Origin of the sequence: Flavobacterium cauense R2A-7 (assembly GCF_000498475.1) — a bacterium.
In the GTDB taxonomy this organism is placed as follows: Bacteria; Bacteroidota; Bacteroidia; order Flavobacteriales; family Flavobacteriaceae; genus Flavobacterium; species Flavobacterium cauense.
Genome location: NZ_AVBI01000019.1, coordinates 365,771 through 382,337 on the forward strand (window position 1 = coordinate 365,771; position 16,567 = coordinate 382,337).

Below are 16,567 nucleotides of genomic sequence, written 5' to 3' on the forward strand. Positions count from 1 at the left end.
GTATTACCAAAAATTTTCAGATATTTTGAAATAGTAGTTGTAAAAGTATTTTTATATGCGAACAACACCAAATTTTCATTTGAAACCTTATTCATATTATTTGTATTATTGCTTTAATTGGGCTAAATTTAATACTGCTTTTACTTCTCCTATATGAAAGACATACCTATAAAACATATTAGCAATAATCAAGAACCGGGTTTGATAGGTAATTTTACAATTCGAAGTATTGAAGAATTAACTAAAGACAAAGATTTGGATCAGGATCTTCACAGACATGATTTTTACTTAATTCTCTTTTTTTTAAAAGGCAGTGGTTTTCATGAAATCGATTTTATCAATTATCCCATTAATGATTATTCTGTCTTTTTAATGAAACCGGGACAAGTTCATCGACTAAACATTAAGACAGGAAGTAAAGGTTATATTTTACAGTTTAATAAGGAATTTTGTTTTTCCACGGAAAATTTATCCAAAATGCTGCTTAGAAAAGTAAATCATTTAAATTTTTGTCAACTTAATTCCTTAAAATTTGAAAAACTAACTAAAATTCTTGACTATATCAATGATGAATATACCAACAAATATGATGACTATAATACCGTTATTCAGGCTAACCTTAGTATTTTTTTTATTGAACTGATAAGACATCGAAACAAAACAAATAAAGAATTTCATCAGGGCAATCCATACAAACAGGAAAAACTTGAAAAGTTCTTAGATTTAGTAGAAGATAATTTTGTAACCCACAAACAAGTGTCACAATATGCAGAAATGCTTAACCTTACCTCCTATCAGCTCAACGCTATCACAAAATCTGCATTAAATAAAAACGCATCCGATTTAATTAATGAATATATTATTCTGGAAGCCAAAAGAAATCTATTAGCTACAGCAAATCAGGTTAATCAAATTGCTTATCATTTAGGCTATGATGATGTTTCTTACTTTATCCGATTTTTCAAAAAACATACCGGCTATTCTCCTGATAATTACCGACATAATTCAAATTAAACACCATTCAATTCCACTTTTATCCTATAATCATTCCCTGAATTGACTTTAATTTTGACTTAATTAATTGATATGTAAAATTAAAATTTAAAAAATGAACGCATTCAAAAACAAAAAAGGTCAAATTAGAAATGTTTGGTGGATTATTATCTTTTTCTTGGTATTAGCATCATTAACGATTCCAATGGTTTTTATTTCTCAAGCCTACGAATGGGATATTACCATGTATCATCAGGTGATTATAGTGTTGGTTACTACTTTAATATGTCAATTTTTCAGAAAAAAACCAGTATCCGAATTAACAGGCGAGTTCAATAAAGTATGGCTGGAAAATCTGCTCAGGGGAATGGGTATCGGTGCTGCTTTAATGTTGTTACCTGCTTTAATATTGAGCATAAGCGGTCAATTGAACTGGAATTTTTACAAATGGGATTGGAATTCTTTTATAACAACTACTGCTTTAACATTATGTGTAGCAGTCGCTGAAGAATTTCTTTTCAGAGGCTTTCTTTTTCAACGTACCAAAGATTGGTTAGGAATTTGGGGTGCACAGTTATTGTTAGCGGCTTATTTTTTATTAACACACATGAATAATCCGGGAATGACTGGCAATATTAAATTATTAGCATCTGTAAACATTTTTATTGCTTCAATAATGTTTGGCTTTGCCTATTTAAAAACCAAAAGTTTAGCAATGCCAATTGGCCTTCATTTTATGTCAAATTGGGTACAGGGAACTGTACTTGGTTTTGGAGTAAGTGGCCATAACGAATACAGTCTCTTAAAACCAACTTTCCAACCTGCACCCGAGTGGCTTACAGGAAGTGATTTCGGACTTGAAGCGAGTTTGCCCGGATTGGCTTGCGTAATAATTACTGTCGTATTACTTTACAAATGGAAGCCTTCTTCTAAGGACATTGTTTAATCGTTGTTAAAACTAATTGATAATGAAAGCCGTTATTTATGAAAAATATGGTTCCCCAGAAGTACTTCAATTAAAAGATATTGACAAGCCTACTACTAAAGAAAACGAAATTTTGATAAAGATTCATTCCACTTCGGTTACAGCAGGTGATTGGAGAATGCGAAAAGCAGATCCTTTCCTTGTTAGGTTGTTCAATGGGGTGTTTAGACCTAAAAAAGTGAAAATTTTAGGTTTTGAATTAGCCGGAACTATTGAAGAAGTCGGTTCAGAAATAACAAAATTTAAAAAAGGAGATAATGTATTTGCTTTTTGTGGGTACAAATTTGGCGCCTATGCTGAATATAAAGTACTATCTATTAATGAAGAGGTCGAATTAATGCCTTCAAATTTCACTTTTGAAGAAGCTGCTGTTTTACCACTTGGAACGCTCACAGCTTTAAAGTTTTTGCGCAAAGCAGGCATAAAAGAAAATCAGAATATATTAATATATGGAGCTTCTGGTAGTGTTGGAACTTATGCTATTCAACTCGCAAAATATTTTAATACTATTGTTACTGCTGTATGTGGACCAACAAATTTAGATTTGGTAAAATCACTCGGAGCAGATAAAGTTCTTGATTACACAACGCAAGATATTTATGAAACTCAAGAGAAATTTGATATAATTTTTGATGCAGTCGGAAAAATTTCAAAAACAAATTCGAAAAAACTTTTAAATTCAAAAGGTAAATATGTTTCTGTTTCAGGATCGGCAAAAAATAAAAAAGGCGATTTAAAATTTATCAGGGATATAATCGAGAAAGGAAAATTAGTCCCGGTAATTGACAAAAAATATAACCTAAATCAAATTAGAGAAGCTCATTCTTATGTGGAAAAATTTCATAAAAAAGGTAACGTGGTAATCAATATTACTTAAATTTTAGTATTTACAAATGGTTGATAATACAAATTTAGGAAAGGCGAATTTGGAGATATTAATTCAGCAGTCATTGTGATCAAAATGGCTAGATAGAAATGAATAATAAAATAGTACGAAATGGAAATTATTGAAATTGCTTTTGACAACTTTACAATCACGACAGACAAATCAAAAATGGATATTGATGCAATCCACGACTTCCTATCCAACTATTCAGGTTGGAGTAACGGTATCCCTTTTGATAGAGTAAAAACTTCTATTGACAATTCTCTAAACTTCGGACTATTTCACAACCATAGCCAAATCGGGTTTGCAAGAGTAATATCGGACTTTTCAACTATTGCTTATTTAGGTGATATTTATGTTTTAGATAATTACCGTGGACAAGGGCTTTCAAAAAAATTAATGAAAGCTGTAATGGAACACCCAAATTTACAAGGCTTAAGGCGTTGGATTTTGTTGACTTCAACTGCTGATTGGCTTTATGAAAAGTATGGTTTTAAAAAATTACCTAAACCAGAAATCTATATGGAACTTTTTGATTCTAATGTTTATAAACATTAACAATATAGCTAAATATAAACAACAACTGATGACAATGGTTTTATGCAATCTAGTAGTAAGTTGTTATGCCAAAATAACCATGTAAATTAAAATATAAATAGATATATAGTAATGAATAAAATTAATACACCCCCTTATTCTACTTTCCCCACTGTTTCAAATGAAAAAATATTATTACGACAGATTCAGAATTCAGATATTAATGACCTAATAGAAATTTCATATTATGACGCTATTCAGGCAACAACTTTGGAGCAAGCAATAGAAATGAATTCAAAAATTAATGCGGATTATGATAAAGGAGACTCTATTCATTGGGGAATTATTGACAACCAGTCTAATAAAATTGTCGGTACTTGTGGATTCTATCGTGGTTTTAACAAAGATGAAGGGGAACTAGGCTGCGTTTTATTACCTCAATATCGTGGGCAGGGATTTATGACTTCTGCAATGTTATTAGCAATTGACTTTGGATTAAATGATATTGGATTAAAACGAATTATGGCTATAACCAGCCAACAAAATCAGAAAGCAATAAGACTTCTTGAAAGGGTTGGCTTCATACAAATTAAGTTTCTAACGGACAATGACAATGATATAGAATTTGAACTACCATCAAAAACAAAACAATAATTATAGTCAAAACTTAAAGTAATTTAGTAATTTAAACAAGAATGTTGCTTCATGTAAACTGTACTTTTTAATTGTACATCAATTGATAATATAATTACATTATTATCCCATGAAAGTGAATATTTGTCCTACTTATTCTGTCCCTATGAAATGTAAATTTGTTTAACAATAACTTAAATTAATTTACACATGAAAACAAAAATGAAAGTAATAGCATCATTAAAAATATGGGCAGTAATTTATCCTTCGATAACGGCCTTTTTATTCTTTTTTGGGGAACAGCTCACAATATTTCCGCTGTATATAAGAACATTAATACTAACAATTACATTGGTTCCGTGGATTGTTTTTATCGGAGTTCCGTTTGTTGATACCGTACTACAGAAAATAGCAAACAAAAACTCAAAAAAATGAAACAATTAGTAATTGAAACCGAAAGGCTCAGAATCAGAAATTTAAAAGATGCCGATCTCGATGATTTTTTTGATTATCGTTCGAATCCTGAAGTTACAAAGTATCAGGGTTTCGATGTTTTTACTATAGAACAATCGGTCGAATTTATTTCGCAACAAAAAAATAAAAAATTTGGTTTTCCTGGTCAATGGGTTCAATATGGAATTGAAAATAAAAATACCAGACATTTAATTGGAGATTGTGCCATAAAATTAGACCAATACGATTTGAGGTTGGCTGAAATCGGAATCACAATTTCCCACAAGCAACAAAGAAATGGTTATGCAAAAGAAGCTCTAATCGGAATATTAAATTTTTTGTTTAATCTGGAGGATTTTCACAGGGTTACAGAAATTGTTGATGTAGAAAATGAAGCTTCAATTAAACTCTTGGAAAACATTGGTTTTAAAAAAGAAGGTCATTTTATTGAGAATATTTTCTTCAAAGGGAAATGGGGAAGTGAATATCAATATGCAATGTTAAAAAAGGATTGGTTAGAGTTGAGCAATCAATAACATTTCACTAAAATAGTCATTACCAACTAAATTTAGCAAGCATTTATTTTTAGCCTAATCGTAACAAAGAATTTATGAAAATTACAATTTTAGACGACTATCAAAACGCGGTTCAAGAACTTAAATGTTTTGACTTATTACAAAATCAAAATGTTGAAATTCTTAATTCTACCGAAAAAGACATAAATGTTTTAGCCGATACGCTTAAAAACACTGTAATTCTTGTTTTGATAAGAGAACGAACCGAAATTACAGCTGAACTTCTGAATAAATTACCCAATCTTAAATTAATCAGTCAAACCGGTAAAATTTCAAATCATTTGGATTTAAATGCCTGCACCAACCATAAAGTTGCAGTGGCAGAAGGCGTTGGCTCCCCTATTGCTCCGGCAGAATTAGCATGGGCATTACTCATGAATACTGTCAGACAAATCCCCCAAGCCATTGAAGGAATGAAACAAGGAAAATGGCAAACCACAATCGGTTCAACCGTCTATGGAAAAACAATTGGTATTTGGGGCTATGGAAAAATTGGTCAGAGAATGGCACAATATGCAAAAGCCTTTGGCGCAAATGTTTTAGTTTGGGGAAGTGAAATTTCCAGAAACAAAGCTGTTGAAGATGGTTTTGAAGCAGCAAATTCAAAAGATTTTTTTTTCAAAAATGCCGATATCATCACACTCCACTTGCGGCTTAATGAAAATACTTTAGGCATTGTAACAGCATCCGATTTGGCAAGCATGAAAGAAAATGCGGTTTTAGTAAATGCGGCAAGAGCTGAATTAATAGAGCCCAATGCTTTATTGAATACCCTGAAAAAAAGGAAAAACATTTATGCCGGTATAGATGTTTATGAAAACGAACCCATATATGATAGCCAGTTCGAATTATTAAAAATGCCAAATGTTATTTGTACTCCCCATTTAGGTTACGTTGAAAAAGAAGGGTATGAATTATATTTTAGAAAGGCTTTTGAAAATGTTATGAATTACATAAACGGTAATCCTACAAATATTGCAAACGCAGAAATATTGGATAAACCGTAAACAATAGTATTACTTCAATTTTCATAAAACAATCACGCATATATGTGATTGTTTTTTTTTATCAATATCAGAACTTAATAGAAGTACCATTCTACTCAATTTTTGTCCTATCTCTTTCTCTGCTGCTGACGGTAACTTTGTATAAGCAAACAAGAAAAAAAATGAGAGAAAGAAAAGCATACAGCAGACGGCAATTTGTAAAAATAAGCAGCTTGGCTATCACAGCATTTTCTTTACCAACAAACTTTACAAATTTTTTAAATCACGACAGTATGGAAAAGTATAAACACTATGACGTTATTATTATTGGCGGTAGTTATTCTGGTTTGGCAGCAGGAATGGCTTTGGGAAGAGCTTTAAAAACGGTTTTAATAATCGACAGCAACAAACCCTGCAACAGACAAACCCCTCATTCGCATAATTTTTTAACTCAAGACGGGAAAAAGCCTTCCGAAATTTCAAACATTGCTAAAACACAAGTGCTTAAATACGGTTCCGTTTCTTTTCATAGCGGAATAGTGGAAAAAGGAACCAAACTACATAAAAGCTTTAAAATTGAACTGGAATCAAAAGAAATTTTCACTTCAGACAAATTAATATTCGCATCCGGAATAAAAGATATACTGCCAAATATAGACGGATTTTCAGAATGCTGGGGAATCTCAGTACTGCATTGTCCTTATTGTCATGGTTATGAAGTTAAAAATCAGCAAACCGGAATTCTTGGTAATGGAGAATATGCTTTTGAATTTGGCAAATTAATTTCCAATTGGACAAATGACTTAACCATTTTCACCAATGGTGCCTCCACTCTAACTCCGGAGCAAACTTCTAAACTTCAAAACCGCAATATAAAAATTGTTGAAACGGAAATTGAAAGTATAGAACATGAAAAAGGCTATGTCGAAAATATCGTTTTCAAAAATGGTGAAAAAGCTATGGTAAAAGCAATTTATACCCGAACTCCTTTCGAACAAAACTCCAAAATACCTTCAGAATTGGGTTGTGAAATAACCGATGAAGGGTATCTTAAAACAGATGCAACAATGAAAACTTCAGTTGACGGAGTTTATGCTTGCGGTGACCTAATATCGAAAATAAGAACCGTCGCAAATGCTGTATCGACAGGAACAACAGCAGGGATGATGGTAAATAAAGAAATGATTTTTGAAAGATTTTAATAACAAATAAACAAAAAAAGATGAAAATTATTATTGTAGGTGCTACAGGCACAATGGGCAAATTTTTAGTAAAAGCTTTAGAAAATGAACATGATATCATTAAAGCAGCTTCTAAAGACACTGATATTGATGTGGATATTACTTCACCGGAATCCATCGAAAACATGTTCAAACAAATTGGTTCGTTTGATGCTTTAATTTCAACTGCGGGGCCAACATTCGTGGGACCTTGGAGTAAATTAAATAATGAAACCTTCCGAAATGGTGTCGAAGGTAAAATGATGGGACAAATCAATTTGGTTTTAATTGGTCAAAAGTACATTAATCCAAAAGGGTCTTTCAGCTTAATAACGGGTGCTCTAACACATGAACCTCAGGTAAACTTCGCCAATGCCTCTGCTGCTAACGGTGCCGTAGAAGGTTTTGTTCGTGCTGCTGCAATCGAATTGGAAAATGGTGTCCGTATCAACGCAATCAGCCCAACGGTAATCGAAAATTCACCACAGTATTTCCCTTATTTTCCGGGAGAAATTCCAACAACAATGCGTCAATTGGAATTCATGTTCCGAAAAAGCGTATTCGGTAAAGTTACCGGACATGTAATTAAACCATAATCGCAACACAATAGTTTTAATGGCCATTAACCGCATTTTTAATGGCCATTTCAAATTTAACCAAATAATGTGAGGCAAATCGGAGTATCAATCATCAAAAAAATCAAAAAACATGAATAAAATAAATCCGATACTGTATGTAACAGTATTATTGTTTATCATATTAATTCCCCAGTCATTCGCTCAAAACAAAATAAGTTTGATGCGCTATGAAGACGACTTTACCATATTGAAAGAGGACACATTAAAAAGAGGAATTGATAAATTAAAATACATTTCGTTAGGAGGTAACAACTATGTTTCTTTTGGAGGCGAATTACGCGAACAATTTCAAGTGTATGATAATCTTAACTTTGGAGATGTGCCTCCAACTTATTCGGATACATACGTTAATCAACTTTGGCATCGTTCGATGGTGCATACTGATATCGAATTAGGGAATCATTTCAGGTTTTTTATTCAATTGAACAGTACATTACGATTTTTTAATGATAATCCCATAATACCTGAAATCGACGAAAACCAACTGAGTCTTCATCAGGCATTTGCCGAATTAAAGCTAAAGAAATGGAATTTCCGTTTAGGACATCAGGAAATGTATTATGGGAATCATCGTTTGATTACTGTAAGAGAAGGCCCTAATACAAGACTAGCATTTGATGGACTTGTCGTTAAAGGTAAATTCAAAAAAGGATCGCTTGACTTCATAGCGGTTTCAAAGGTACTCTCAAAACAATACGTTTTTGACGATGAAAGTATGCACGATGGTTTATATGGGGTTTATGGAACGCAATATTTTTCCAATCATAAAATCGGATTGGATTACTATCTGTTCAATTTTCAGTCAAAAGACAGAATGTACAATTATCAAACAGGGTTCGAAAACAGAGAAACCTGTGGTTTTCGATTGTTTACTAGTCTGAAAATCATTAACTTTGAATTGGAAGGCGCCTACCAAACCGGAAAATTCAATGACTTAGCAATTGAAGCTTACAATATTTTAACCGATATAAATGCAACCGTACTTCCTTCAAAAAAAGGAATAATTGGTTTGTCGGCCAATATCGCATCGGGAGACAAAAATCCTAACGATAAAAAACTGAATACCTATAATCTGCTTTACGCAAAACCTGCATACGGATTGGCAGCTCCAATTGGCGCAACAAACATGATTAGTCTTAATCCTTATGTTAAAATTAATCCGATTCAGAAACTGAATGTCTTGGCGCAGGTTTTTTTCCTGTCCAGAAACAGCAATCAGGACGGGACATATTCCCCGGGAATGATCCAGAACAGACCAAAACCAAATTCTCTGTTCAGTACTGATAAAAAAACATTAGGTGAATATTTCGTTTTAGAAACTAATTATCAGAAAACAAGTAATTTATCATACGCAATTGATGTTTCATACTTTAAAGCCGGGAGTTATCCTAAAGCTACAGGAACCGGAAATGACATTTTTTATTTATCCTTTAAATCAACATTTAAATGGTAAAGCACCGAAAAAATAATAAATTAAAAATAATTAAAATGAAAACAGTTTTCACATTTACACTTGTTCTTTTTACAACTTTTGTATTTAGTCAAGCAGTTAAAAAAGAGGTTTTAACCTTAGGCACTTTTCATTTTGCATTTCATAACAGAGATATAAAAAAAACGGAGAAAAAAGATCAAATAGATGTTCTTGATCAAAAATATCAAAAGGAAATAATTGATATTGTTGAGCAAATTTCAAAATTCAAACCTACCATTATTGCTGTAGAAGTGGATCCTTCGTTACAATTGAAAGTTGATTCACTTTTCAATAGTTATCTAAACGGGACTTATGAACTCAATAGGGAAGAATATCAACAAATTGGTTTCAGATTAGCCAAAAAACTAAAATTGAAAAAAGTATTTTGTGTGAATGATTGGGGACAGAATTACAAAAGTATCGATAGCCTTTTAGATAAGGATAGCGTTGAATCAAAAAAATTCACAAATTATTTTTATAAGAATCCGGACTCGTCACTGACATACTTTTCGAATGATATTTTTAAAACAAAAGGGATTAAAGCCCAATTGAAATTGTTAAATGACGAAAATAATTTGAACAGAAGTTTAGGAAATTATTTTATAGGTGTGTTTAAATATCAAACGAAAGACAATGATTTCTTTGGAGTAGATTTTACAACAGGTTGGTGGTTCAACAGAAATCTACGAATTTTTAGAAATATTCAAAAAATTGAAACAAAACCATCCGATAAAATAGTAGTCATTTATGGAGCTGGACATATGAATTTGCTAAACATTTTTTTTAACGCATCACCAGAGTATAAGCTTATGAAAGTGAATGAATTTTTAAAATAATTCATTAAAAAAAACAATTTGGATATACTAATCTAGGTTCGAGTGTAATTAATGAAAGCCACAAATGAACGCCAATTTACAAATGTTAAAAAGGTGGATACTGTTAACATCAATGCAACTAATAGCTGGCTTTATGAGAAATAAGATTTCAGCAAATTGTCAAAGCCGGAAATTATATTGAACTTTTTAATATCGATGTTTATGTAAAAGTTTGCAGGTTGATAATGATTTTTTAATGAATTCTCGTTTAATCGGTTATGTAGAAATTAAATTTATTTAATATGAAAAAAATTGTAAAAACCTTATTAATGCTATTGTTGCTTTTTCCATTACATGGAGTAAGTCAGAAAACAAATCGTAACGTCGAAAAAATTGTCTTAGGCATAAAGAAAACCATACATTCTACTATTTTAAACGAAGACAGAGAAATTTGGATATATGCGCCCAATTCAAATGCTACTAATAATAGTAAACTTCCCGTAATGTATATTCTGGATGGGCCATCGTTTTTTAATTCCTTTAGTAGCATTGCTGAATATTTAAATAAAGCCGGAAAAATGCCCGAAATGATTATTGTTGGAATAGCAAATACAAACAGGCTACGTGATTTAACACCATCACATTCTGTTTTTTGGTCAGACGGGGAGCAGGATTCAGCAGCTTTGGGAGCGTCAGGTGGAGGGGAAAATTTTATAAAATTTATAAGTGATGAACTTATTCCCTATATAGACTCTTCGTATAAACCAGCGCCTTACAAAATGCTTGTAGGCCATTCGCTAGGCGGACTAACCGTAATTAATATTTTGCTCAATCATAAAGAACTTTTTGATTCTTATGTGGCTATCGATCCAAGTATTTGGTGGGATAAACACCTAGTTATGAAGCAAACTTCTGAAAAATTGAAATCATACAACTATTCGGGGAAAAGACTTTATTTTGCATCAGCAAACACTATGGCCAAAGACATGGATACAATAAGAGTGTTGCATGATCAGGCCAATATTAATTCCCATGTTAAAGAAAATTTACAGTATCGCGATATCCTTAAAAGTGCTGCCAAAAGTAATTTGGTTTGGGATTGGAAATACTATCCTAATGATAATCACGTGTCCATTCCGGTTATTGCTTCATATGATGCTTTTCGCACTATTTTTAAGGATTACGAGTTTGAAAAAGATTTAAACGATAAGAGCATTACTTTAAATCAAGTGAAAGACCATTATGCTAAGGTTTCAAAAATGATGAACTACCAGGTTTTACCTTCACAAAACATGATAAATAATATCGGATATAATTTTCTTAGTAACAAGGAGTATGATAAGGCTTATAGCTTTTTTAATTTAAACATTGAAAATTACCCTTCTAGTGCTAACGTTTATGATTCCATGGGTGATTTATACATTGAGAAAAAAGACGATAAAAAAGCGATAGAACTTTTCAAAAAGGCATTATCTCTAAAAGAACAGCCTGAGACCAGAAAGAAGTTGGAAAAACTTGAAATGGGAAAATGAAAAAGTATTATGCAAAAAAAGCCCTTGTAAAAATTTACAAGGGCTTTTTTTAAAAACAATAGTTTTCATTAATCGTGGTTTTCAATACTCTTATACGCATCAATAACTTTCTTCACTAATCTGTGGCGTACGATGTCTTTATCATCCAGATAAATAATTCCGATGCCTTCGATGTCTTTCAGTACTAAAATCGCTTCTTTCAATCCCGAAATTGTTCTGCGCGGTAAATCCACCTGACCCGGATCGCCGGTAATAATGAATTTTGCATTTTTTCCCATACGCGTCAAAAACATTTTCATCTGCGAATGGGTTGTGTTTTGCGCTTCATCCAGAATTACGAAAGCGTTGTCCAATGTTCGTCCGCGCATGAAAGCCAACGGCGCAATCTGAATAATTCCTTTCAGAATATAATCTTCAAGCGTTTGCGGAGGCAACATATCGCGCAACGCATCGTATAACGGTTGCATGTACGGATCGAGTTTTTCCTTCATATCGCCGGGAAGGAATCCTAAATTTTCGCCTGCTTCTACCGCCGGACGTGTTAAAATAATTCGTTTTACCTGTTTTTCTTTTAAAGCTTTTACCGCCAAAGCCACACCGGTATAGGTTTTTCCTGTTCCCGCCGGACCCACGGCAAATACCATGTCGTTTTTATGCACATAATCAACCAGTTTTTGTTGATTGGGCGTCATGGCCTTAATTAACTTTCCTCCTATTCCGTGTACCAAAATCTTGTCGTGATCCGCCATGCGGTGTTCGTCCTGACTGTTGGTTTGCACAATACGTTCAATCACATTGTCATCAATGGAATTGTAACGGGAAAAGTGAGCAATTAATCTATTAAAGCGTACTTCAAACTCGTCCAAAATTTCCTTTTCTCCGTAGGCTTTCACCAGCGTGCCCCGGGCTACGATTTTTAATTTCGGATATAATTTTTTAATTACTTCAAGATGAGAATCTTGAGCACCCCAAAACTCTTTCGGAGTGATGTCTGTCAATTCGATGGTTCTTTCGTTCAAAAGCAGCTGGATTTAATTAAAAAAATAAGTTAGCTTTGCATTATCTCAAATCTAGTGAATTTTAGAAAAACTTTCTGTAATAGTTATAAACAAAATGATGTCAATAATTACGCTAACTACCGATTTTGGCCTGAAAGACCACTTTGTTGGCGCATTAAAAGGTAAGATTATTACAGAACATCCTCAGGCACAGATTATTGATATTTCCCACAACGTCGATTTGTTTAATATTTCCGAAGCGAGTTACACTATTAACGCGGCTTACAACAGTTTTCCGAAAGGTTCTGTACACTTAATTGGAGTCGATTCGGAACGCACATTAGAGAATAAACACATCGCAATGCAATGGAACGACCATTTTTTTATTTGTGCCGATAACGGAATTCTGAGCATCCTTACCCAGAAAATCGTTCCGCAGAAGATTGTCGAAATCAACATTCACGACCGTTTGCCAGAAGGCGCTTCCGATATGGACGTTTTTGTAAAAGTAGCCTGCCATCTATCCAAAGGCGGTGCGATGAGCGTAATTGGTAAGGAGATTTCAACAATTAAGGAAATCAACGAACTTCAGGCGGTTGTGGCTTCCGATTTCAATTCCATAAAAGGTGCTGTGGTATATATTGACCATTTTGGCAATTGCGTAACCAATATTTCCCGAAAACTGATTCAGGAAAACGGAAAAGGGCGCCCATTCGAAGTGAAATTCGGTACAAAAACCATCAAAAACATTCATAAAAGTTATTCCGATTTTAAAATCTCCGAACGCTTTACACTGAAAGATTATGAAGGCGAACGTCTGGCACTTTTTAACGAAGCAGGCTTTCTGGAAATTGCTATTTATAAAAGCAATCCGTCTACAGTAGGTTCTGCCACTTCCCTGCTCGGATTGAAGTTCAGAGATGTCGTAACTATTCAATATAAATAACCGAATTACCAAATCAACAAATAATAAAAAAATAGTATGTTTGTACGCATTGTAAAACTGAGTTTCCACGAAGAAAATATTCCGGCTTTTCTTCAGAATTTCGAGCAAATGAAAAAGAAAATACGAAATGCGCACGGAAACCGTTTCTTAGAATTATATCAGGACAAGAACAATCCGTGTATCTTTTTCACTTACAGCTATTGGGAAACCGAACAGGATTTGGAAAATTACCGGAATTCGGAATTGTTTTACGATGTTTGGACATTCACCAAAAAGTTATTTAACGACAAACCAGAAGCTTGGAGTGTTGATAAGTTGTTGACTTTAGATTAATACGAATTAATAATTACGAATTACGTTTTAGGGAATCAAATTACCCAATAAACAAATAAAAACAAAGAATGAAAGCATTACTACTAAGAGAAATCAAATCGTTTTTCGGTTCGCCGATTGGGTATTTGGTTATCGCTATTTTTCTTTTGCTCAACGGATTGTTCCTTTGGGTTTTTGAAGGAGAATTCAATATCCTAAAAAGCGGATTTGCCGATTTGAGTCCGTTTTTCACTTTAGCACCGTGGATTTTAATCTTCCTGATTCCTGCCGTAACCATGCGCAGTTTCTCCGACGAGAAAAAACAGGGAACCATCGAATTGATGTTAACCAAACCGTTAAGCACTTGGGAAATTGTAAACGGAAAATTCTTTGGCGCCTTCTTATTGATTGTTATTGCTATCATTCCAACGTTAATCTATGTTTTCGTTATTTCCGATTTAGGTAATCCACCTGGAAATTTGGATATGGGAAGCACCATGGGTTCTTATTTCGGATTGCTGTTTTTAATTGCGGCATATTCGGCTATCGGAGTCTTCACTTCTACCCTTTCCGACAATCAGATTGTAGCATTTATTGTTGCCGTTTTCCTTTGCTTCTTCTTTTACTTCGGATTTGAAGGATTGGCTTCATTTATGGGTGATTTCGGCGGGTTATTTTCAAGTTTCGGATTCGATTATCACTTTAAAAGTATGAGCCGCGGTGTTTTGGACACCCGTGACATTCTGTATTTCGTTAGCGTTACCATTGCTTTTTTGGCAGGAACGGTTTATCAACTTAAATCTTTGAAATGGTAATGATGAAAGAAAACAAAAAACAAGGATTAAAACAATTAGGATTACTCATCGCAGGGTTAATCGCTCTTAATATTTTCGGAAATTACTTTTTTAAGCGTTTCGATTTAACAGCCGACAAACGGTACACCTTATCGGAAACCTCATTAAATATCATCAAACAAGTTGATAGCCCATTATACATAGATGTATTTCTGGAAGGCGAGTTTCCCGGGGAATTCAAACGTTTGCAAAATGAAACCCGTCAAACCTTAGAAGAATTCAAAGCCTATAATTCCAATATCATTTTCCAGTTTGTAAATCCGCTGGAAAAAGAAGAAGAACGTGAGGCAAACATGAAAATGCTGTACCAAAGAGGTTTAACGCCCGTCAGCATAACAGTTGACGATAAAGGAAAACAATCTCAGGAAGTCGTTTTCCCTTGGGCAATTGCAACTTATAATGGTAAAAGTACGAAAGTCCAATTGCTGAAAAACATGATGGGGGCTTCCACAGAAGAAAAAGTGGTGAGTTCCGTGCAACATTTGGAATACGCTTTGGCCGATGCTTTCAATAAAATCACCAAAGAAAAAGAAAAGAAAATCGCCGTAATCAAAGGGATTGGCGAATTGCACGACATCCAAATTGCCGATTTCCTGAAAACCGTTCGCGAAAGCTACTACATTGGTCCGTTTACTATGGATTCGGTGGCTAAAAGTCCGCAACGCTCTTTAGAAGCCTTGAAAAAATACGACTTGGCGATTATTGCAAAACCATCCAAACGCTTTACCGAAGAAGAAAAAGAAGTATTGGACCAGTTCATCATCAATGGTGGAAAAACACTTTGGCTGGTAGACGATGTTCAGGCCGAAATGGACAGTTTGTATAACGAATCCGGTTCTATTTTAGCCTATCCGAAAGATCTGAACCTTACCGATATGTTTTTCAAATACGGTATCCGTATCAATCCGATGCTGATTAAAGACGAACAAGCTACTCCAATTAAACTGGCAACGGGCGAACCGGGAAGTAAAACGGAATACCAACAATATTCTTGGAGATTTGCTCCGTTTGTGTATCCGGAATCCCAACATCCGATTGTAAAAAATATTGAAGGCGTTAAATTCGAATTTGCCAATCCGATAGAATTACTGAAAAACGATATTAAGAAAACCGTTTTGATGGAATCGTCGAAATACTCGAAAGCGATTGGAGTACCAACGGAAGTCAGCTTAGACATGGTTACCGAAGAAACAAATCCGAAAGATTATCAAACTGGAGGCTTATTACCGATGGCCGTTTTATTGGAAGGAAAATTCAATTCGATGTACCAAAACCGTGTGCTTCCGTTTAAAGATGCCAAATACAAAGCACAGGGCAACAACAATAAGATGATTGTTATTTCCGATGGCGACATTATCAAAAACCAGTTGGATCAGGCGTATCAGCCTTTGGAATTGGGTTACGACAAGTGGACCAATAATTTATTCGGAAATAAAGAATTTTTGCTGAATTGCGTAAATTATCTGTTGGATGACAACGGACTTATTAACATTCGCAGCAAGGATGTCGATTTGCCGTTATTGGATAAAGAAAAGGTTCACGAGAGTTATACCTTCACGCAAATCCTAACTGTCGGATTACCAATAGTTGTACTGGCTGTTTTCGGATTCCTGTTTACATTCCTGAGAAAACGAAAATATGCGCGATAGTTGTTAATAAAAAATATTTTTAAGTTAACTAGTTTAGAATATATTTGTGAATTGTAAAATGAAAAATAAATTTTACATCCCCTA

Annotated in this window: 17 protein-coding genes; 16 read left to right on the top strand and 1 reads right to left on the bottom strand. The window is 33.9% G+C overall.

The features are described 5' to 3' along the window. The first annotated feature begins 153 nt into the window (after positions 1-153). The 12 genes from FCR2A7T_RS11750 to FCR2A7T_RS11810 all read left to right on the top strand — a co-directional run bounded on the left by FCR2A7T_RS11750 (position 154) and on the right by FCR2A7T_RS11810 (position 11,724). Positions 154-1,014 (top strand): helix-turn-helix domain-containing protein, encoded by an 861-nt coding sequence (locus FCR2A7T_RS11750; protein WP_035118336.1) that lies wholly within the window; start codon positions 154-156, stop codon positions 1,012-1,014. Positions 1,015-1,108: 94 nt separating this feature from the next. Next, the gene (locus FCR2A7T_RS11755; protein WP_023571522.1) at positions 1,109-1,939 is read left to right on the top strand and encodes a CPBP family intramembrane glutamic endopeptidase; all 831 of its coding nucleotides are present in this window, start codon (positions 1,109-1,111) and stop codon (positions 1,937-1,939) included. A 22-nt stretch (positions 1,940-1,961) separates the two neighbouring features. Beyond that, complete coding sequence (locus tag FCR2A7T_RS11760) at positions 1,962-2,855, top strand: NAD(P)-dependent alcohol dehydrogenase (protein ID WP_023571523.1); 894 nt, start codon at positions 1,962-1,964, stop codon at positions 2,853-2,855. A 120-nt stretch (positions 2,856-2,975) separates the two neighbouring features. Beyond that, positions 2,976-3,422: a GNAT family N-acetyltransferase gene (locus tag FCR2A7T_RS11765; protein ID WP_023571524.1), complete on the top strand. Its 447-nt coding sequence runs from the start codon at positions 2,976-2,978 to the stop codon at positions 3,420-3,422. Between the two features lie 111 nt (positions 3,423-3,533). Then, positions 3,534-4,055, top strand: coding sequence for a GNAT family N-acetyltransferase (locus FCR2A7T_RS11770; protein WP_023571525.1), 522 nt, complete (start codon positions 3,534-3,536; stop codon positions 4,053-4,055). Between the two features lie 410 nt (positions 4,056-4,465). Beyond that, complete coding sequence (locus FCR2A7T_RS11780; RefSeq protein WP_035118338.1) at positions 4,466-5,023, top strand: GNAT family N-acetyltransferase; 558 nt, start codon at positions 4,466-4,468, stop codon at positions 5,021-5,023. A 74-nt stretch (positions 5,024-5,097) separates the two neighbouring features. Continuing rightward, complete coding sequence (locus FCR2A7T_RS11785) at positions 5,098-6,069, top strand: D-2-hydroxyacid dehydrogenase family protein (protein ID WP_023571527.1); 972 nt, start codon at positions 5,098-5,100, stop codon at positions 6,067-6,069. Positions 6,070-6,113: 44 nt separating this feature from the next. Continuing rightward, positions 6,114-7,250, top strand: a complete 1,137-nt coding sequence (locus tag FCR2A7T_RS11790) for an NAD(P)/FAD-dependent oxidoreductase (RefSeq protein WP_316928592.1) — start codon at positions 6,114-6,116, stop codon at positions 7,248-7,250. Positions 7,251-7,270: 20 nt separating this feature from the next. Then, a complete protein-coding gene (locus FCR2A7T_RS11795) occupies positions 7,271-7,864 on the top strand; it encodes a short chain dehydrogenase (protein ID WP_023571529.1) in 594 nt (197 codons plus the stop codon). Positions 7,865-7,976: 112 nt separating this feature from the next. Further along, positions 7,977-9,359: an alginate export family protein gene (locus FCR2A7T_RS11800; protein ID WP_023571530.1), complete on the top strand. Its 1,383-nt coding sequence runs from the start codon at positions 7,977-7,979 to the stop codon at positions 9,357-9,359. 35 nt (positions 9,360-9,394) lie between these two features. Further along, entirely contained in the window at positions 9,395-10,213 is an 819-nt protein-coding gene (locus tag FCR2A7T_RS11805; protein ID WP_035118540.1) for a DUF5694 domain-containing protein, read from the top strand. 281 nt (positions 10,214-10,494) lie between these two features. After that, positions 10,495-11,724, top strand: a complete 1,230-nt coding sequence (locus tag FCR2A7T_RS11810) for an alpha/beta hydrolase-fold protein (protein ID WP_023571531.1) — start codon at positions 10,495-10,497, stop codon at positions 11,722-11,724. Between the two features lie 68 nt (positions 11,725-11,792). Here the strand turns inward: FCR2A7T_RS11810 and FCR2A7T_RS11815 are convergent, their stop codons facing one another. Then, positions 11,793-12,743 (bottom strand): PhoH family protein, encoded by a 951-nt coding sequence (locus FCR2A7T_RS11815; protein WP_023571532.1) that lies wholly within the window; start codon positions 12,741-12,743, stop codon positions 11,793-11,795. Between the two features lie 97 nt (positions 12,744-12,840). Between FCR2A7T_RS11815 and FCR2A7T_RS11820 the strand changes: the two genes are divergently transcribed. The 4 genes from FCR2A7T_RS11820 to gldG all read left to right on the top strand — a co-directional run bounded on the left by FCR2A7T_RS11820 (position 12,841) and on the right by gldG (position 16,483). After that, positions 12,841-13,668 carry an SAM hydrolase/SAM-dependent halogenase family protein gene (locus tag FCR2A7T_RS11820; protein ID WP_023571533.1) on the top strand — a complete coding sequence of 276 codons (828 nt, stop codon included), beginning with the start codon at positions 12,841-12,843 and terminating at the stop codon, positions 13,666-13,668. A gap of 36 nt (positions 13,669-13,704) precedes the next feature. Beyond that, positions 13,705-14,001, top strand: coding sequence for a putative quinol monooxygenase (locus FCR2A7T_RS11825; RefSeq protein WP_023571534.1), 297 nt, complete (start codon positions 13,705-13,707; stop codon positions 13,999-14,001). Between the two features lie 68 nt (positions 14,002-14,069). Beyond that, entirely contained in the window at positions 14,070-14,795 is a 726-nt protein-coding gene (gene gldF, locus FCR2A7T_RS11830) for a gliding motility-associated ABC transporter permease subunit GldF (RefSeq protein WP_023571535.1), read from the top strand. A gap of 2 nt (positions 14,796-14,797) precedes the next feature. Then, on the top strand, positions 14,798-16,483 hold the full coding sequence (gene gldG / locus FCR2A7T_RS11835; protein ID WP_023571536.1) for a gliding motility-associated ABC transporter substrate-binding protein GldG: 1,686 nt from the start codon (positions 14,798-14,800) through the stop codon (positions 16,481-16,483). Positions 16,484-16,567: the final 84 nt, after the last annotated feature.